The following is an 18,363-nucleotide window of genomic DNA, read 5'->3' on the forward strand; positions in this document are numbered from 1 at the left end:
ATGCGGTCCGCCTCGTTGAACCGCACGGATCGGCAACCTAGCGAGGCAGGCGAGACGGATGACGACAATGGGTTCCGACAACCTCACCAACGGCCCGGGCAAGCCGGAGCGGTTCGGCGGCAAGTACCGCGGCGCACGCCGCGACACCGTGCTCACCGAGGTGGTCTCCGCCGACACCGAGCCGGGCGGCCGGGACGCCACCCCGCCAGAGCAGGCCGGCCCGCCGCTGTCCCTGCCGTCGCTGGACCCGAACCCGCTCACCGAGCCGTCGTTCCCGCCCACCGGCTGGCCGCTGGAGACCGCCGAGTCCCTGGTGGACCATCCGCTGCTGCGCGGGCTGCTGATGGAGCTGCCCCCGAGGGGGAGCGTGCCGCCGCCCGGTTGGCTGGACCGCTGGTTCGAGGCGACCCGGGCGATCCTCGAGCTGCTATACGTGCAGGGCGCGAACCGCTCGCGGTGAGTCGACGGCCGCCGGCATCGCCCGTTCGGCGAGCCGGTTGTGCCGCAGCGCGTGGCGTACCGCGATCGCGCCGACGCCGAGCACGCCCACGGTGATCGCGGGGCCGGTCACGGCCGGTCCGGCGAGGAGGTCCACCCCGGCCGCCGACACCACGGCCGGCACGGTGGTCAGGGCGGTGACCTGCAACGGCAGGCCGATCAGCGGGTGCGCCCCCGCCGCCCGCAGCCCGTGCGGCGCGGGGGTCTCCGGCGCCCGGGCGAACGCGCCCGCGCCGGCCCGCAGCCGCCGTACCCGGCGGACCGTGCAGACGGCGACCACCAGCGCCGGCGCCGCGGTGAGCGCCAGGCCGGTGGCGGCCCGGTCGACCAGCGTGTCGCCCGCGCTCTGCAGGCCCACGAGCAGCACGGCGGCGGTCAGCGCCAGGCCGGTGCGGGTCAGGGCGGACAACCATCCGGTACGCCGGCGCAGCGCGCGGGCGCGGTCCAGCCTCGGCAGTCCGTCCGCGACGACGGCGGCGGCCACCCAGACGGCGGCGACCGGGAGCAGCACGATGAGATGGCCAGCCATGCCGCCAGCCTTGCCCGGATCGACGCTCGCCGAATCCGGGCCGGTCCCGGGTTCGCCCCCTACGTCAGCCCGTAGGGGCCATCCCACCGGTGATATGGAAACTTCGGCATGTTTCACCTTCCGCTCGCTGCCCTAATCTCATTTTGATCGGTCATCGTCGATCTGCCTGCCTCGCCGGCAGACGATCGTGTGCCGGTCGGAGGGAGGTAGGGAGATGGGTCTCCCACACAGGTCCGTACTCGTCGGCGTGGCCGCCCTGACGATGCTCGCGGCGGCCAGCCCCGCACTGGCCGCCGAACCGACCGGAGTGATCCGGGCCGCCGGCGGCACCACCGCGGTGGCCGACAGCTACATCGTCGTGTTGAAGGACAGCGCGGTCGCCCCCACCCGGGTCACCGAGACCGCCCAGCGGCTGACCGCCCGGCACGGCGGCACCGTGGCGCGTACCTGGCGGGCCGCGCTGCGCGGCTTCGAGGTCCGGGTCGGCGCGCGGGCCGCCGCGCGGATCGCCGCCGACCCCGCCGTCGCGTTCGTCGAGCAGAACCACACCGTCACGATCTCCGGCACCCAGACGAACCCGCCGTCCTGGGGTCTGGACCGGATCGACCAGCGCAACCTGCCGCTGAACAGCTCGTACACCTACCCGAACACGGCGAGCAACGTGCGCGCCTACATCATCGACACCGGCGTGCTGTTCGGGCACAACGACTTCGGCGGTCGGGCGGTCTCCGGCTTCGACGCCGTGGACGGCGGCTCCGCTGACGACTGCAACGGCCACGGCACGCACGTCGCGGGCACCGTGGGCGGCTCCTCGTACGGGGTGGCCAAGGGCGTGCAGATCGTCGGCGTCCGGGTGCTGAACTGCCAGGGCAGCGGCACCAACGCCCAGGTGGTGTCCGGTATCGACTGGGTCACCGCGAACGCGGTCAAGCCGGCGGTGGCGAACATGAGCCTCGGCGGCTCCGCCAACAGCTCGATCGACACCGCGGTCAGCAACTCCATCAACTCCGGCATCACCTACGCGGTGGCGGCCGGCAACGGCGACATCCTGGGCAACCGGCAGAACGCCTGCAACTACTCCCCGGCCCGGGTCGCGTCGGCGATCACCGTCGGCGCCACGCAGAACAACGATGCCGCCGCGAGCTTCTCCAACTACGGCACCTGCGTCGACATCCTGGCGCCGGGCGTCAACATCACCTCCGCCTGGTACACCGGCAACAGCGCGACGAACACCATCAGCGGCACCTCGATGGCATCGCCGCACGTCGCCGGCGCCGCGGCGCTGGTGCTCTCGTCGAACCCGTCGTGGAGCCCACAGCAGGTCCGGGACAGCCTGGTCAACGACGCCACCCCGAACGTGGTGACCAACGTCGGCACCGGCACCCCGAACCGGCTGCTCTACGTGGTCAACGGCAGCGCCCCGCCGCCGACCAACGACTTCTCCCTCGCGGTGTCGCCCGCCTCCGGCTCCACCGCCCCCGGCGGCTCGGTGAGCGCCACCGTCGCCACGGCCACCACCAGTGGCTCGGCCCAGTCGGTCAGCCTCTCGGCGAGCGGCCTGCCGGCCGGCGCGACCGCCTCGTTCAACCCGTCCACGGTGACCTCGGGCGGCTCGTCCACCCTCACCATCAGCACGTCGGCCAGCACGCCGCCCGGCACGTACGCGGTGACGATCAGCGGCACTGCGGCCTCGGGCACGAAGACGGCGAGCTACTCCCTCACCGTCACCGGCACCGGTGGCTGCACCGGCGCCGGCCAGAAGCTCGTCAACCCGGGCTTCGAGTCGGGCAGCACCGGGTGGAGCGCCACCGCCGGCGTGATCGGCCAGTACGGTTCCTCCGGACAGCCGCCGCGCACCGGCACCTGGAACGCCTGGCTCGACGGCTACGGCATCTCGCACACCGACACCCTGGCCCAGTCGGTGAGCCTGCCGGCCGGCTGCTCGTCGTACAGCCTGAGCTTCTGGCTGCACATCGACACGACGGAGACCACCACCAGCATCGCGTACGACACGCTGCGGGTGCAGGTGCTCAACGGCAGCGGTTCGGTGCTGGCCACGCTCGCCACGTACTCGAACCTGAACCGGAACACCGGCTACGCGCAGCGGACGTTCAACCTGGGCGCGTACGCCGGCCAGACCATCCAGATCAAGTTCACCGGGGTGGAGGACTCGTCCCTGCAGACCTCGTTCGTCCTCGACGACACCGCGCTGAACGTCTCCTGAGCCAACCTTCCCACCGGCGTCCGGCGGTCACCTCCAGGGTGGCCGCCGGACGTCGTGCTGCGGTCAGACAGCGAAGCTGGCCGGGCGCTCGGTGGCCGGCGGGGGCGGGGTCGCCTTCCACAGGCCGGTCTGCTGCCCCGCGAGGCGGGCCAGGTAGGCCGGGTTGAGGATGACGTAGCGCCGCCAGAGCCGCTTCGGCTCCAGGCCGAGCCGCCAGAACCACTCCAGCCCGGCGCGCTGCATCCACGGCGGCGGGTTGCGCAGCAGGCCGGCGTGGTAGTCGAAGGCCGCGCCGACCGCCATCAGCGGCATGTCCAGCAGCGGCCGCATGGCGTACGCGAAGACCTCCTGGCGCGGGCAGCCGAGCCCGACCAGCACGAGCCGGGCCCCGCTGGCCCTGATGCGGTCGGCGATCTCGGCGTCCTCGCCGGGCCGCACCTGGCGGAACTTCGACGGCTCGACGCCGGCGATCTTCAGCGCCGGGAACTTCTCCTCCAGCGCCGGGATCAGCCGCGCCAGGGTCTCCTCGGTGGAGCCGTAGAGGTAGACCGGCAGTCCCTCGTCCGCGCAGCGGGCGAGCACCCGGAGGGTGAGCTCCGGGCCGTACACCCGGTCGGTGAGGCCGGCGCCGTGCAGCAGGTTGAGCGCCCACCGGACCGGCTGGCCGTCGGGGGTGACCACGTCGAAGGAGTTGAGCCGGGCGTTGTGCGCCGGGTCGAGCACCCCGGTCATCACCCCGTGCACGGCCAGCGCGGTCAGGGCCAGCGGCCGGCGCTCCTGCGCCGCGCCGACGACCGCCTCGGTCGCCGCGGCGTAGTCGGTCGCGTCGACCAGCACGCCGAGCACGTTCCGCTTGGTGCCGGCGCTCATGGCTGCGGCACCCACTTGTCCACGTTCGCCTCGTAGATCTCGCGCGCGATCATCGGCACGTCGTAGACCTGCTTCCAGTCCGGGTAGTCGGCCTGGAACGCCTCGTTCGAGCCGATCCACCACTTGTGGTCGCCGATCCGGTTCGCCTCGACGTACTCGCTGATCATCTGGTGGCCGGTGATCTCCTCGGCCAGGGTGAAGACCTCGCGCATCGAGATGTTGGAGTGCCGGCCGCCGCCCAGGTTGTAGACCGCCGCCGAGCGCGGGTTGCGGAAGAACGCCTCGAACGCGGAGACCACGTCCGAGCTGTGGATCGCGTCGCGGACCTGCTTGCCCTGGTAACCGAAGATCTTGTACGTCCGGCGCTCCATGTTCGCCCGCATCACGTAGCCGAGGAAGCCGTGCAGCTCGGTGGCCGAGTGCGCCGGGCCGGTCAGCGTGCCGCCCCGGAAGCAGGCGGTCTTCATGCCGAAGTAGCGGCCGTACTCCTGGACCATGACGTCGGCCGCGACCTTCGAGGCGCCGAAGACCGAGTGCAGGCAGGCGTCGATCGACATGTCCTCGCGGATGCCCTGCTCGTACGGGTGCCCGGGCTCGATCTCCCAGCGGGTCTCCAGCTCCACCAGGGGGAGGCTGTTCGGCCGGTCGCCGTAGACCTTGTTAGTCGAGCAGTGGATCACCGGTGCCTCGATGCAGTGCTCGCGGACGTTCTGCAGCACGTTGAGGGTGCCACCGGCGTTGACGTCGAAGTCGGTGAACGGGTCCCGCACGGCCCAGTCGTGCGACGGCTGCGCGGCGGTGTGGATCACCACCGCGATGTCCCGGCCGTAGCGGGCGAAGATCTTGCTCAGCGCGTCCCGGTCCCGGATGTCGATGCCGTGGTGCGTGTACGCGAACCCCAGCTCGTCGGAGAGCCGGCGCACGTTCCAGGCGGTCGACGCCTCGGCGCCGAAGAACTCCTGCCGCATGTCGTTGTCGATGCCGACCACGTCCAAGCCCAGCCCGGCGAAGTGCCGGACCGCCTCGGAGCCGATCAGACCGCCCGAGCCGGTCACCAACGCGACAGTCACACGCCACTCCTGGGTCAAGTAGGAGGCAGGGAAACCATCGGAGCATAGCGTGACGTCCGGCACGGCCCCGATACGGCGCGAGGGCCCCGCTGTCAGCGGAGCCCTCGTGATGGTGGGGAAGGGGGGAGTTGAACCCCCACGTCCTTTCGGACACACGGACCTGAACCGTGCGCGTCTGCCATTCCGCCACTTCCCCGTGGCTCTGACCTGGGACACCGTAGCCCATCGCGGTCCCGCCGCCTGCGGCGGGTGCCCGGACATATTACGCTGACCCCGGTCATCGCCACGAGCGATCACCGCTCGTGGCGGACGAAACTGTAGCACGGTCGGAGGGGTCCGTTCGAACGGGCCGCCGGCGGCCGCCCGAGCGGCATGTGAGCTGCGCGGGCGGTGTCCAGATACCATCATTGCCTCGGGACCCGAGGAGGAGCCGGTGAGCGTGCTGCAACGCTTCGAGAAGCGTCTGGAAGGCCTGGTCGAAGGGGCCTTCGCCAAGGTCTTCAAAGGGGTGGTCCACCCCGTGGAGATCCTCAACGCCATGCAGCGGGAGGCCGAGGCGCACAAGGCGATCCTGGCCGGTGGGCGCACGTTGGTGCCCAACCGCTACGTGATCGATCTCTCGCCGTACGACCACAGCAGGTTGGCGCCGTACGCCGCCGCACTGGCCCAGGAGCTGGCCCAGTCGCAGGCGGAGTTCATCGGCGAGCAGGCCTGGACGGTCTACGGCGACGTGATCGTCGAGATCGAGCGCGGCGAGGGCCTGGACACCGGCATGTTCCGGGTCACCGCCGAGGTCTACACCGGCGGCGACGTCGCCCCGGTCTCCGCGCCCGGCGGCTACGACGCCGGCCCGCCGGCGTACCCGGCGTACGACCAGGGCGGTGGCTACGGCCCCCCGCCCGGCCAGGGTGGCGGCCGCAACGTCCGGCTGGTCTCCGGTGACGGCCGCACCTACCCGCTCCAGATGGGTTCCACGGTGATCGGCCGCGGCGATCAGGCCAACCTGCGCCTGCCCGACGTCGGGATCTCCCGGCGACACGCCCGGCTGGACTTCGACGGTGGCCAGGTCGTGCTGACCGACCTCGGCTCCACCAACGGCACGATGGTCAACGGCCAGCGCGTCTCCGCCGTCGCCCTCAACCCGGGCGACATGATCCAGCTCGGTACGACGACGCTGACCTTCCGCGTGGACGGCTGACCCGCCTTGCCGGAACTCGTCATCACCGTCGCCCGGTTCGGGTTCCTCATCCTGCTGTGGATCTTCGTGTTCACGGTGGTCGGCGTGATCCGTCGGGACCTGTTCGCAGGCGCCCGGTCAGGTCGGCTGGTGGCCGCGCCGCGCGCGGTCGGCGCCTCGACCGGCCAGGCGGCGAAGCCGGCGAAGGTGAAGCGGGGCAGGGCGGCCCACCAGTTGGTGGTCACCGCCGGCCAGCTGGCCGGTACCCGGATCACCCTCGGTGAAGCCCAGATCACGATCGGGCGGGCCGAGGACTCCACCCTGGTGATCACCGATGACTACGCGTCAGCGCGGCACGCCCGGCTCCTGCCACGCGAGGGACAGTGGTTCGTCGAGGACCTCGGCTCGACTAACGGCACCTATCTGGATCGCGCTAAGGTCACCGGACCAACCCCCGTCCCCCTCGGCGTGCCGATCCGGATCGGCCGCACTTCTCTCGAATTACGGCCATGACTCTGACCCTGCGCTATGCGGCCCACAGCGACCGCGGTCTGATCCGAGACGGAAACCAGGATTCCGTCTACGCCGGGCCGCGGCTCCTCGCCGTCGCCGACGGCATGGGCGGCATGGCCGCCGGTGACGTCGCCAGCAACATCGTCATCGGTGCCATGGCGCCCCTCGACGAGGACGTCCCTGGGGACGCCCTCGTCGACGCGTTGCGTTCGGCCGTGGGCACCGCCAACCAACAACTCCGCGACACCGTGGACGCCAACCCGCAGCTGGAGGGGATGGGCACCACGCTCACCGCCACCCTCTTCTCGGGCAGCAAGCTCGGCATGGTCCACATCGGTGACTCGCGGGCCTACCTGCTGCGCAACGGCGAGTTCGCGCAGATCACCAAGGACGACACGTACGTCCAGATGCTCGTCGACGAGGGCCGGATCACCGCGGAGGAGGCGAGCAGCCACCCCCAGCGCTCGCTGCTCACCCGCGCCCTGGACGGCCGCGACATCGACCCGGAGTACAGCGTCCGCCAGGTGCTGCCCGGCGACCGCTACCTGATCTGCAGCGACGGGCTCTCCGGTGTGGTGAGTGCGGACACCATCGCCGACACCATGCGGGAGTACACCGACCCGCAGCAGTGTGTCGAGCGGCTGGTGCAGCTCGCCCTGCGCGGCGGCGGCCCGGACAACATCACGGTGATCATCGCCGACGCCACCGACCAGGACATCGTGGAGGCCTCGCCGATCGTCGGCGGTGCCGCCGCCCGGGATCGTGGCATGGCCACCTCGGCCGACGTCTCCACCCCGGCGGCCCGCGCCTCGGCGCTGTCCGCTCCGCGCCCGCCGGTCCCCGAGGAACCGGCGGACAGCCGCGACGACGAGGCGGAGCGGGGCCGGCACCGCCCGCTGCGCAGCGCGGCGATGCTGCTGGCGCTGCTGGTGATCCTCGGCGGCGGCCTCTTCGCCGGGTGGAGCTACACCCAGCGGCAGTACTACGTCGGCGCCACCGAGCAGGGGCAGCTCGCCGTGTTCCGTGGCGTGCCCGGCCAGATCGCCGGCCTCGACCTGTCCAGCGTGCACTCCACCAGCGGCGCCAAGCTGGACGACCTCACGCTGGCCGCGCAGGAGCAGGTCAAGCAGGGCATTCAGGCCAAGAGCGAGCCGGACGCGGAGCGCCGGCTGGCCGAGCTGACCAGCGACGATCCGGCGAACCCGAACCTGAAGCCGATCTGCCCGCCGAGTCCGACGGCCGCCCCGGTCAGCCCGACACCAGCCGTCACCGCGTCCGCGGTGGGCCCGGCCGTCAGCGCCAGCGGTGCACCGCCCGTGACCGCCACACCCGCGCCGACCACCACGCCCGACGCCGTCCCCTCCGACACCGTCTCGCCGGCCGACCCGGCGGGCTGCCGGTCGCCGGAGTGAACGTCGGCTCGACACCGAGGACCCATCCGTGACCGCAGCGGCCGCACCGGCAGCCTCGCCCGCCTCGACGGGCGAGGCTGCCGGCGTACGCCTGGCCCGGTCCCGGCGCAACGCCGAGCTGTCGCTGCTCCTGCTCGCCATGGTGCTGGTGGCGGCGTACGCCGCGACGGTCGAGGCGAACGTGCTGGACACGGTCACCTCGGACTTCTGGATGCCGGCCGCCGCGCTGGGGCTGGTCTTCCTCGGCCTGCACCTGGTGATCCGGTGGCTGGCGCCGTTCGCCGACCCGGCGCTGCTACCGGCGGTCGCGCTGCTTAACGGCATCGGGGTGGGCTTCCTGCGCCGGTACGACCTGGCCAAGGCCGCCCCGGCGGACCGGGAGACGCTGGCGATCTTCGCCGGTACCGGTGGCCGGCAGCTCGCCTGGACGCTCGGTGCGGTGATCCTGGCCGCCGGGCTGCTGGCGATCATGCGGGACCACCGCTCGCTCTCCCGGTACGCGTACACCCTGGGTCTGGCCGGCATCGTGCTGGTGATGATCCCGGCGGTGCTGCCGGCCCGATTTTCCGAGATCAACAACGCCAAGCTCTGGATCCGGGTCGGCGGGTTCTCGATCCAGCCGGGTGAGTTCGCCAAGCTCGCCCTGCTCGCCTTCTTCGCGTACTACCTGGTCCGCAAGCGCGAGGTGCTCTCCCTGGCCAGCCGCCGGGTGCTCGGCATCGACTTCCCGCGTGGGCGGGACCTCGGCCCGGTCCTGGTGGTCTGGATCATCAGTCTCCTGGTCCTGGTCTTCGAGAAGGACCTCGGCACGTCGCTGCTCTACTTCGGCATGTTCGTGGTGACCCTCTACATCGCCACCGAACGGGTCAGTTGGCTGCTCATCGGTCTGATCCTGTTCTTCGGCGGCGCCTACCTGGCGTACCTGCTGGGCAGCACGGTCGGCGGTCCCTTCCTCAACTTCTACGACCGGGCGCAGATCTGGCTGGATCCGTTCGCCGAGCCGTACGACCGCGGCTACCAGCTGGTGCAGGGCCTGCTCACCCTCGGCACCGGTGGACTCTTCGGCGCCGGCCCGGGCGGCGGCCAGCCGACCCTGCTGCCCGAGGTGCAGACCGACTTCATCTTCGCCGGCATCGGTGAGGAGATCGGCCTCTTCGGCCTCTCCGCGCTGCTGGTGGTCTACCTGCTGGTGGTCGAGCGGGGCCTGCGAGCCGCGCTGGCGGTGCGGGACTCGTTCGGCAAGCTGCTCGCCGGCGGTCTCGCCTTCACCCTCGGCCTCCAGGTCTTCGTCATCGTCGGCGGGATCAGCAAGCTCATCCCGCTGACCGGCCAGACCACCCCGTTCCTCTCCGCCGGTGGCTCGTCGCTGATGGCGAACTGGCTGCTCATCGCCGTGCTGCTCCGGGTCTCCGACGGCGCGCGCCGGCCGGTGACCAGTGGCGGCCCGGCGGCCCGCCCGTCCGGCGCCCCGCCCGAGCAGCTGCACGGTGCCCCCACGGAGGTGATCCGGCCGTGAACGCACCCCTGCGCCGCGTCGGCGTGGTCGTCATGATCCTCTTCGGCCTGCTCTTCGCGAACCTCAACTGGATCCAGGGCTACAAGGCGGATGAATACCGCAACAGCGACTACAACGGCCGGGTCCAGGTGGCCGAGTACGAGCGCAAGCGCGGCAACATCGAGGTCGGCGGCACCGCGTACGCGCTGAGCAAGGAGACCGGCGGCAAGCTGAGGTTCCAGCGCACCTACCCGAGCGGGCAGACGTACGCGCACGTGCTCGGCTACAAGCCGGTCAACCTCGCCGAGACCGGCATCGAGCGGACCGAGAACGACTTCCTCGCCGGCACCAGCAACCAGCTGATCGCCAACCGGGTGAAGGACATGTTCACCGGGGAGGAGACCGGTGGCGGCAACGTGCTGCTCACCCTCTCCAAGCGGGCCCAGGACACGGCGTTCAAGCAGCTGCGGGACAACCAGGTCGGCGCGAGCAAGGGCGCGGCCATCGCGATCGACCCGCGGACCGGCGCGGTGCAGGCGCTGGTCTCCATGCCGAGCTTCGACCCGAGCCCGCTGGCCAGCCACGACACCAACGAGGCGGCGGCGGCGTACAACCAGCTGGAGAAGGACCCGGACCGGCCGCTGGCCAACCGGGCCCTGTCGGAGACGCTGCCGCCCGGCTCGACCTTCAAGGTCGTGGTGGCCGCCGCCGCACTGGAGAGCGGGATCGGCCAGCAGACCCAGATCCCGGCCGGGCGGACCTGGACTCCGCCGACCTCGGGCCAGCCGATCCGCAATGCCGCGGAAGGGATCTGCCCCGAGCCCCAGGTGACCCTCAAGGAGGCGGTCACCGAGTCCTGCAACACCGGCTTCGCCCAGCTCGGTGTGCGGCTCGGCGCGGACAAGCTCAAGGAGAAGGCCCGCCAGTTCGGCTTCGAGCAGGAGGACCTCACCGTCGGGCAGCTCGGCGAGGGTGGCCTCGGCGTGGCGGCCAGCCGGACCGGCGAGATGGCGGCGCCCGGCGGCGCCACCGACCCGGCCGCGCTGGCCCAGTCCTCGATCGGGCAGCGCGACGTGCGGATGACCCCGCTCCAGGGCGCGCTGATCGCCGCCTCGGTCGCCAACGGTGGCAGCCAGATGCGGCCGTACCTGGTCAAGCAGCTCCTCGCCCCGGACCGCACCACCAGCTACTACACCGCCAAGCCGCGGGAGCTGCGCCGGCCGGTCAGCGGCCAGGTCGCCAGCGACCTGCGCGACATGATGGAGAGCGTGGTCGAGAACGGGACCGGCCGGAAGGCCGCGATCGACGGCTACACCGTCGGCGGCAAGACCGGTACGGCGCAGTCCGGGCCGGACACCCCCGACCACGGCTGGTTCATCGGCTTCGCGCTCGACAAGAACGGCACGCCGGTCTCCGCGGTCTGTGTGGAGCTGGAGCGGGCGGGCAGCGGCGGCAGCGCCGAGGCGGCCCGGATCGCCGGCCGCATCATGCAGGCGGCCATCGCCGACGCCGGGGGTCGCTGACATGCTCAGCCCCGGCGTCCAGCTCGGCAACCGCTACCGCCTCGACGAGCGGATCGCCAGCGGTGGCATGGGCGACGTGTGGCGCGGCACCGACCAGGTGCTGGGCCGTACGGTCGCGGTGAAGAGCCTGCTCCCGGCGCTGCTCGACGAGCCCGGCTTCGCCGAGCGGTTCCGCGGCGAGGCGCGCACCATGGCCACCATCAACCACCCGGGCGTGGTGGACGTCTACGACTTCGGCAGCGACCAGCACATCGCCTTCCTGGTGATGGAGTACGTCGAGGGTGACGCCCTCTCCTCGACGCTGAGCCGGGTCGGCCGGCTCACCCCGGCCCGCACGATGGCCCTGCTGGCCCAGGCGGCCGACGCGCTGCACGCCGCGCACGAGAAGGGCATCGTGCACCGCGACGTGAAGCCCGGCAACCTGCTGGTCCGGCCGAACGGCACGCTGGTGCTCACCGACTTCGGCATCGCCCGCTCCGACCTGGTCGGTCAGCTCACCGCGGCCGGCTCGGTGCTCGGCACCGCCTCCTACATCTCGCCCGAGCAGGCCACCGGCGCGGTCGCCACGCCCGCCTCCGACGTGTACGCCCTCGGCGTCGTCGCGTACCAGTGCCTGGCCGGCCGGCGTCCGTTCGAGGGCGACAACCCGCTCGAGATCGCCATGCAGCACGTCCGCGAGACGCCCCGGCCGCTGCCCGGCGACATCCCGCCACAGGTCAAGGCGATCGTCGAGCGGGCCCTGGCGAAGGATCCGGCGGCCCGCTGGCCGAGCGCCGCCGCCCTGGCCAGCGTCGCCCGGCAGACCAAGCTGGCGCTGTCGCAGCAGGCGCGGAACGGTGGTCAACCGGGTCCGATCTCCGGCGTACCGGGGTCGCCGGCCGCGCCGTCGGCCCGCGCCCAGGTGCCGACCGCGGCCCGGCAGCAGCCGCGGCCGCCCGCGATGGCGCCGCACCCGCCGATGGCGCACCGACCGACCGCGGTGGCGCCGCCCGCGTCGCCGCCCCGACCGCCGGCGGCATCGCCGGTCGCTCCGCGTGGTGCGGCGCCGGTCCCGCCGCCCCGCCAGCACAATCCCCTCGGGTACGCCCGGCCGCCGGCCACCCCGGCTGCGCCCCTGCCGGCACCCCGCCGGTCCCGGGCCGGGCTGTGGTGGGCCGCCATCCTGGTGGCCGCACTGGTCCTGCTCTGCTCCGGCGTGATTTCCTACAACCTCCGGAAGAGCGCGGCGTCCGGTGACACCGGCGCGCTCGCTCCGGTGAGCGTGACCTCCGGCGCGGTGCGGGCCCACGGAGCCGGCCTGCCGGTCGGGACGTCGTACCGTCTTGGGGTACGGCTCCAGCCCGGTGGCGGCGAGACGACGACGAGCGAAGGACGAGAGACGCGATGACAGCGCAGGCCCGCCTGCTCGGTGGCAGGTACCAGGTCGGCGAGCTGCTCGGCTACGGCGGCATGGCGGAGGTGCACCGCGGTCGCGATCTCCGGCTCGGTCGGGATGTCGCGATCAAGATGCTCCGGACCGACCTGGCCCGGGACGCCACCTTCCAGATGCGGTTCCGTCGGGAGGCGCAGAACGCCGCCTCGCTCAACCACCCGGCCATCGTCGCCGTGTACGACACCGGCGAGGAGACCGCGCCGACCGGCGAGACGCTGCCGTTCATCGTGATGGAGTTCGTCAACGGGCGGACCCTCAAGGAGGTCCTCGGCGTCGAGGGGCGGCTCCAGCCGCGCCGGGCGCTGGAGATCTGCGCGGACATGTGCGCGGCGCTGGAGTTCAGCCACCGGCACGGCATCATCCACCGGGACATCAAGCCCGGCAACGTGATGCTCACCCAGACCGGCCAGGTCAAGGTGATGGACTTCGGCATCGCCCGGGCGCTGGCCAGCGGCGCCACCACGATGACCCAGACCAGCGCGGTCATCGGCACCGCGCAGTACCTCTCACCCGAGCAGGCGCGCGGCGAGGCGGTCGACGCCCGTTCCGACGTGTACGCCGCCGGTTGCGTGCTGTTCGAGCTGCTCTGCGGGCACCCGCCGTTCGTCGGTGACAGCCCGGTCAGCGTCGCGTACCAGCACGTCCGGGAGGCGCCGCCGACGCCGAGCGACATCAACCCGGACGTCAACCCTGCGGTCGACGCCATCGTGCTCAAGGCGCTGTCGAAGAACCCGCTCAACCGCTACCAGAGCGCCGGCGAGATGCGGGCCGACCTGCTGCGGGCGGCCGCCGGTCGGCCGGTGATGGCCACCCCGGTGCTGCGCGAGGACGAGACCGCGCCGATGGCGCCCGCCGGGGCGGGCTACCAGACCCAGGTGATGGGGCCGCAGACTCGGCAGGTCCCCGCCCGGGTCGGCGATCCCGGCAAGCGCAAGAGCTCCTCCTGGGTGATCGCCACCTTCGCGGCCCTCGGCGTGCTCGCCGTGATCGCCCTGGTCGCCGCCCTCCTGCTCAACGAGAAGGGCGCCGACAAGATCGGCGTGCCGAATGTCAAGAACAAGAGCCAGGCCGTCGCCTTCGCGGAGCTCCAGCAGGCGGGCTTCAGTCCCCTGGTCGGTGACCAGGTGCTCAGCAACACCTGCCAGAAGGGGACCGTGGTCGACCAGGACCCGCAGCCTGACACGCCGTTGGAGAAGAACCGGAACGTCACGGTCTTTGTCTGCGGCGGGAAGAAGGAGGCCACGATTCCTCCTGGTCTCATCGGTTCCCAGTTCAAGAACGTCAAGCAGCAGCTCGAGAGCTTGAATCTCAAGGTCGACGACAGCCTGGTCGACAACAGCGCGCCGGAAGGGACGGTCGTCAAGGTCGACCCGGTGGAGGGAAGCAAGGTTCCCGAGGGCTCGACCATCAAGGTGCAGGTCTCGCGAGGCAACGTCAACGAGGTTCCCGACGTCACCGGTTACACCAAGGAGCAGGCAACGAAGCGGTTGGAGGATGCCGGCTACCGGGTGCGGGTGCGGGAGGGCGACGAGGTGCCCGCGGACCAGGCCGGCAAGGTGACGAGCCAAAACCCGAAAGCCGGCATCAAGCTGGCCAAGGGCGAGCGGGTCACCATCGAGGTCTCTGTCCCGGAGCCGACGCCGACCGAGTCGCCGAGCGTGACGCCGACGACCCCCGACCCGAGCGGCTCGCCGACCGCGCCCGGTGGTGGAGGTGGCTTCCCCCTCCCCACCTCGCCGCCGGCGCGCCTGTCGACTGACTGATCGACCAGCCGAGGTTGATTACGAGCCGGGATCGAAGCCAGGCGGGCAGGAGCGGAGTCAGGCGGCGGCGAAGGCGGCCCGGCGGCGGGCGTCCACCTCGGCGGCCAGCTCCGGTGCCCGCTCCAGCGCCTCCGGGTAGCCGCAGACGGCCAGCCAGTTCGCCAGCATCAGGTGCCCGCCCTCGGTCAGCACCGACTCCGGGTGGAACTGGACGCCCTCGATCGGCAGCGTCCGGTGCCGCATCGCCATCACCACGCCGGACTCCGTCCGCCCGGTGATCTCCAGTTCGTCCGGGAGCGTCTCGGGCAGCACGGCCAGCGAGTGGTACCGGGTCGCGGTGAACGGATCCGGCAGCCCGGCGAGCACCCCGACCCCGCAGTGGCGTACCTCGGAGGTCTTGCCGTGCAGCAGCTCGGGCGCCCGGGTGACGGTCGCGCCGAACGCCTCGCCGATCGCCTGGTGGCCGAGGCAGACGCCGAACAGGGGGAGCTTGCCGGCGTACCTCCGGATGACGTCCAGGCAGATGCCGGCGCGGTCGGGGCTGCCCGGCCCGGGGGAGAGCAGTACGCCGTCCGCGCCTGCCCGACCGACCTCGGCCACGTCGATCTCGTCGTTGCGCCGGACCTCGCAGTCCACGCCGAGCTGGCCGAGGTACTGCACGAGGTTGAAGACGAACGAGTCGTAGTTGTCGATCACCAGGACGCGCATCGGTTCACCTGCTCGGGGTCGAGGGCGGGGCGTTGTTGGTCTCGGTGCTGTACGGCAGTTCCTCGTCGGTGGGTGCGCTGCTGGGCACGGTGAGGTCGCCCTCCTGACCGGGGGTGTCGCCGGAGTCCTGGGTGACCTGGACGTCGTCGAAGGGGAGCAGCGGCTCCGCCCACGGGAACAGCACGAACCAGAGCAGCGCCACTGTCGCGGCGGTGAGCAGCACCGAGCCGACCAGCTTTCCGGCCAGCCCGAACGGGAGCCTGCGCCAGATCCACGCGTACATCGTCAGCCTCCCAGCTCCGCCGGGCGACCGGCCGACTTGGCCTGGGCGTGGTCGAACCGGGCGTGGATGATCAGGCGCTGGTAGTTGTCGAACTTGGGGTTGCAGGTGGTCAGGGTGAGCAGCTTCTCGGTCGGCTTGGCGTCCGGCTTCATCGGCACCGGCGCCACCACCTCGACCTGGTACGGCTTGACGATGTGGCTTCGGTAGACCTTGTAGATGAACCACTCGTTCTTGCCCTCGACCACGATGTCGTCACCGGTCCTGAGCTCGTCCAGCCGCCAGAAGGTGGCCCGGATGCGGTGCCCCGCCACGGCGAAGTTGCCCACCTCGCCGGGGAGCGCGCTCTTCGGGTAGTGGCCCGGGGCGTATCGGATGTCGTCCGGAGTAACCCCCTCGACCACCACCCAGTGCTTGTCCAACTCGGGGATGTAGAGGCCGGCGATCGGCTTGCCCTCCACCGGCGGCGCGGGCTTCGCGCTGGGCGCGGTCGGCCCGACGGTCGGGTCGGGCGCCCACTCCTGCGCGAGCTCGCTGGTCAGGTCGTTCTGATGGGCGTCGACGATGACCGACTTGCCCCAGATCTCGTAGCCGGCGAAGAGGAGCACCACCAGGCCGAAGGTGATCAGCACCTCGCCGGTGATCCGGACGCCGGTTCGCAGCCGGGAGGCGAGGCTGGGACGGGTCAGCTCGGAGTAGACGCTCTTGTAGCCCTCACCGGTCTGCTCGGGGCGGAGTTGCACCACGCGTTCGCCTCGGCGCGGGCGCGGCGGCTCGGCGGGGGTGTCGGGCTCGCCGTCGCGGGCGTCGCCGGTGTCCCGGACGGGCGGCACGGCGCCCATCAGCGCGGTCGAGTCGAGGGCCGGAGGGGTGGCCGGTCGACCAGTGACGGCCGGAATCACGGCGGTGGCGGCCGGGTCCGCGGGACCCCGGCCGACTCCCGGCCGGGCCGGCGCGCCGTCGGCCGGCGTTCCGGCGCCGGGTACGCCGCCCGGCGCCCCGGCCCGGGTCACGCGATCGGCCGGCGCTGCGGCCCGGGTCATGCCATCGGCCGGCGTCCCGGTCCGGGCCGCGCCGCCGTCCGGGGCCCCGGGCCGGAGCAGGCCGTCGCCGAGCGCGGCGCTCCGGAGCGACCCGTGGGCCAGCGGCGCGGCCTCGGGCACGCGACCGGCCCGGTTGTCGGCGGGTGAGCCGCTGCGCGGGGCGTCGGCGGATCGTCCACCGTTCCCGGTAGCGGCGACGCCGCCGTCCGGAGTGGCGGCGGATCGGCTCTCCGGCCGGGCGGTCACCTTGGGAATGATCGCCGTCGGCGCGTCGCCGTCGGCCGCGGGACGTACCGCCGGGTTGGCGGGCCGGACCGCGGGCGGCTGGTCGGGCGATTCCGGGCGGCGTGCCTGGTCGGCGGGCGTGGCCGGGCGCTGCGCGCTGCTCGGGGCCGGCGGCCGGGACTGGGTGTTGCCGGGCCAGGCCGGCGGCGGTGCGCGGAAGAGGTCGGCGGGTCCGGCGGGGGCGCCGGCCGGCCCGGCGGTGGCCGGACGTTGGGCCGGGCCACCGGCGGCCGGGCTCGCGGTCGCCGGCCGGTGCGCCAGGCCCCGCCCCGCTGGGCCCTGACCGGCCGGGCCCTGACCGGCCGGGCCCTGGCCGGCCGGGCTCTGGGTGGCAGTGCTGTCGGTGGCCGGCCCTCGGGTGGTGGTGCTGTAGGCGGCCGAGCGTTGGCTGGCGGGGCCCTGGGCGGTCGGGCCCTGGGTGGCCGGGCGGTGGACCGGGCCCTGCCCGGCCGGAGGCTGGGGCGCCGGCGGCCCCTGGGCAGCCGGGCCGGCGGGGGTCGGGCGGCGGGCCGGGGCCGGTGCGGGGGCGGGTGCGGCCGCCTGCGGACGCGGCGTCGAGGAGCGGGGCCCGGTCGGCTCCGGCCAGGGCAGGTCGAGCGCGGGCCGGGGCGGGACCGCGGGCCGGTCGACCTTGGGCAGGAAGGCGGTCGGGTCCTCGCTGTGGTCGCGGTGACGCCCGTCGGGACCGGCCGAGCGGTCTTCCTGGGTCACTGGGGCACCGTCGCGGACCGGAGGGCGGTCGAGTCCTCGAACGCCGGCACGGTCACCGTGGACACGGTCTCTGAGTAGCCGAGCTGGTAATGGTCGACGGCATCCCTGAACAACCGGACTCCCTCGGACGCGGCGAGGGCCTGCTGGAGGGCAGCGGGATCGCCGATCGCTACGATCTTGAACGGAGGGGAGTACACCCGGCCGTGCAGCAGCAGGGTGTTACCGACGCAGCGTACCGCGCTGGTGCTGAGCACGCGGACATTCATGATTGACATGGCCTCGGCGCCGCCGGCCCAGAGGGCGTTCACGACCGCCTGGACGTCGCCCTGGTGCACCACCAGGTAGTCGTTGCTGACGCCCTTGGGCAGGACCTGGTCGGCCCGCCGGGCGGCGTCGTTCAGCTCGACGGTGACGCCGGTGCCGGTGAGCGCGGTGAAACCGGCGGCCTGCCGGCTGGCGGCGGCCCGGTCCCGCTGGGCCTTGATCGGGCCGTCGGTGTCGGCCAGGGCGGCGGTCTGGCTCTCCACCTCGGCGCGGAGCCGAGCGGCGCGCTGCTCGCTCGTCTCGACCTGCTCGCGCCGGTCCTCGATCAGCTGGGTCAGCTGAGGCCGGCGGTCCTCCCGCAGCGGGGTACCGCCGGCGGTGGTGGCCGTGGTGGTGAAGAGCAGTCCCGCCGCGGCGGCGATCAACGGCACCCCGATCGACCAGCCCGGTCGGCGCTGACGTGCGCGCCGCGGCAGCAGGCCGGCGACGGCCCGCCGGAGGACCTTCTGCCAGGAGGCGGCGCCGGACGTGTACTCCACCGGGCGTTCCCTTCCCGTCGTCTCGTG

The 18,363-nt window shown here is 72.5% G+C and carries 16 protein-coding genes and 1 tRNA gene; 9 read left to right on the top strand and 8 right to left on the bottom strand.

Annotated elements, in window-relative coordinates; translation table 11 throughout:
• Window positions 1-58 precede the first annotated feature (58 nt).
• On the top strand, window positions 59-460 hold the full coding sequence (locus I8N68_RS04850) for a hypothetical protein (protein WP_200208263.1): 402 nt from the start codon (window positions 59-61) through the stop codon (window positions 458-460).
• Here I8N68_RS04850 and I8N68_RS04855 read toward each other — a convergent pair.
• Window positions 428-1,027, bottom strand: coding sequence for a hypothetical protein (locus I8N68_RS04855; protein ID WP_200208265.1), 600 nt, complete (start codon window positions 1,025-1,027; stop codon window positions 428-430). The genes I8N68_RS04850 and I8N68_RS04855 overlap by 33 nt on opposite strands.
• 214 nt (window positions 1,028-1,241) lie before the next feature.
• Between I8N68_RS04855 and I8N68_RS33825 the strand changes: the two genes are divergently transcribed.
• Window positions 1,242-3,251 carry a S8 family peptidase gene (locus I8N68_RS33825; RefSeq protein ID WP_200208267.1) on the top strand — a complete coding sequence of 670 codons (2,010 nt, stop codon included), beginning with the start codon at window positions 1,242-1,244 and terminating at the stop codon, window positions 3,249-3,251.
• A 63-nt stretch (window positions 3,252-3,314) separates the two neighbouring features.
• Here I8N68_RS33825 and I8N68_RS04865 read toward each other — a convergent pair whose 3' ends face one another.
• The 3 genes from I8N68_RS04865 to I8N68_RS04875 form a co-directional block, all read right to left on the bottom strand.
• On the bottom strand, window positions 3,315-4,121 hold the full coding sequence (locus tag I8N68_RS04865; protein ID WP_200208269.1) for a WecB/TagA/CpsF family glycosyltransferase: 807 nt from the start codon (window positions 4,119-4,121) through the stop codon (window positions 3,315-3,317).
• Complete coding sequence (locus I8N68_RS04870) at window positions 4,118-5,191, bottom strand: NAD-dependent epimerase/dehydratase family protein (RefSeq protein ID WP_200208271.1); 1,074 nt, start codon at window positions 5,189-5,191, stop codon at window positions 4,118-4,120. Before I8N68_RS04870 ends, I8N68_RS04865 begins: the two co-directional genes overlap by 4 nt.
• 110 nt (window positions 5,192-5,301) lie before the next feature.
• Window positions 5,302-5,387 (bottom strand) — tRNA-Leu (locus I8N68_RS04875).
• A gap of 210 nt (window positions 5,388-5,597) precedes the next feature.
• Here I8N68_RS04875 and I8N68_RS04880 point away from each other — a divergent pair.
• From I8N68_RS04880 to pknB, 7 genes are read left to right on the top strand one after another with little or no spacing between them, the layout of a single operon-like run.
• The gene (locus I8N68_RS04880) at window positions 5,598-6,389 is read left to right on the top strand and encodes an FHA domain-containing protein (protein ID WP_200208939.1); all 792 of its coding nucleotides are present in this window, start codon (window positions 5,598-5,600) and stop codon (window positions 6,387-6,389) included.
• A gap of 6 nt (window positions 6,390-6,395) precedes the next feature.
• Window positions 6,396-6,881, top strand: a complete 486-nt coding sequence (locus I8N68_RS04885) for an FHA domain-containing protein FhaB/FipA (protein ID WP_200208273.1) — start codon at window positions 6,396-6,398, stop codon at window positions 6,879-6,881.
• Window positions 6,878-8,293, top strand: coding sequence for a PP2C family protein-serine/threonine phosphatase (locus tag I8N68_RS04890; RefSeq protein WP_200208274.1), 1,416 nt, complete (start codon window positions 6,878-6,880; stop codon window positions 8,291-8,293). Before I8N68_RS04885 ends, I8N68_RS04890 begins: the two co-directional genes overlap by 4 nt.
• 28 nt (window positions 8,294-8,321) lie before the next feature.
• On the top strand, window positions 8,322-9,809 hold the full coding sequence (locus I8N68_RS04895) for an FtsW/RodA/SpoVE family cell cycle protein (protein ID WP_200208276.1): 1,488 nt from the start codon (window positions 8,322-8,324) through the stop codon (window positions 9,807-9,809).
• Window positions 9,806-11,311 carry a peptidoglycan D,D-transpeptidase FtsI family protein gene (locus I8N68_RS04900; protein ID WP_200208278.1) on the top strand — a complete coding sequence of 502 codons (1,506 nt, stop codon included), beginning with the start codon at window positions 9,806-9,808 and terminating at the stop codon, window positions 11,309-11,311. The genes I8N68_RS04895 and I8N68_RS04900 overlap by 4 nt, the downstream gene beginning before the upstream one ends.
• Window position 11,312: 1 nt before the next feature.
• Window positions 11,313-12,698: a serine/threonine-protein kinase gene (locus I8N68_RS04905; RefSeq protein ID WP_200208280.1), complete on the top strand. Its 1,386-nt coding sequence runs from the start codon at window positions 11,313-11,315 to the stop codon at window positions 12,696-12,698.
• Entirely contained in the window at window positions 12,695-14,506 is a 1,812-nt protein-coding gene (gene pknB / locus I8N68_RS04910) for a Stk1 family PASTA domain-containing Ser/Thr kinase (RefSeq protein WP_200208282.1), read from the top strand. The genes I8N68_RS04905 and pknB overlap by 4 nt, the downstream gene beginning before the upstream one ends.
• Before the next feature lie 57 nt (window positions 14,507-14,563).
• Here the strand turns inward: pknB and I8N68_RS04915 are convergent, their stop codons facing one another.
• From I8N68_RS04915 to I8N68_RS04930, 4 genes are read right to left on the bottom strand one after another with little or no spacing between them, the layout of a single operon-like run.
• Window positions 14,564-15,214: an aminodeoxychorismate/anthranilate synthase component II gene (locus tag I8N68_RS04915; protein ID WP_200208284.1), complete on the bottom strand. Its 651-nt coding sequence runs from the start codon at window positions 15,212-15,214 to the stop codon at window positions 14,564-14,566.
• 4 nt (window positions 15,215-15,218) lie between these two features.
• On the bottom strand, window positions 15,219-15,497 hold the full coding sequence (locus tag I8N68_RS04920; RefSeq protein ID WP_200208287.1) for a hypothetical protein: 279 nt from the start codon (window positions 15,495-15,497) through the stop codon (window positions 15,219-15,221).
• Window positions 15,498-15,499: 2 nt separating this feature from the next.
• Window positions 15,500-17,533: a class E sortase gene (locus I8N68_RS33530; protein WP_307812612.1), complete on the bottom strand. Its 2,034-nt coding sequence runs from the start codon at window positions 17,531-17,533 to the stop codon at window positions 15,500-15,502.
• Window positions 17,530-18,336, bottom strand: coding sequence for a DUF881 domain-containing protein (locus I8N68_RS04930; protein WP_200208302.1), 807 nt, complete (start codon window positions 18,334-18,336; stop codon window positions 17,530-17,532). Before I8N68_RS04930 ends, I8N68_RS33530 begins: the two co-directional genes overlap by 4 nt.
• Window positions 18,337-18,363: the final 27 nt, after the last annotated feature.

This window comes from Micromonospora coerulea (genome assembly GCF_016598485.1).
GTDB lineage: Bacteria > Actinomycetota > Actinomycetes > Mycobacteriales > Micromonosporaceae > Micromonospora > Micromonospora coerulea.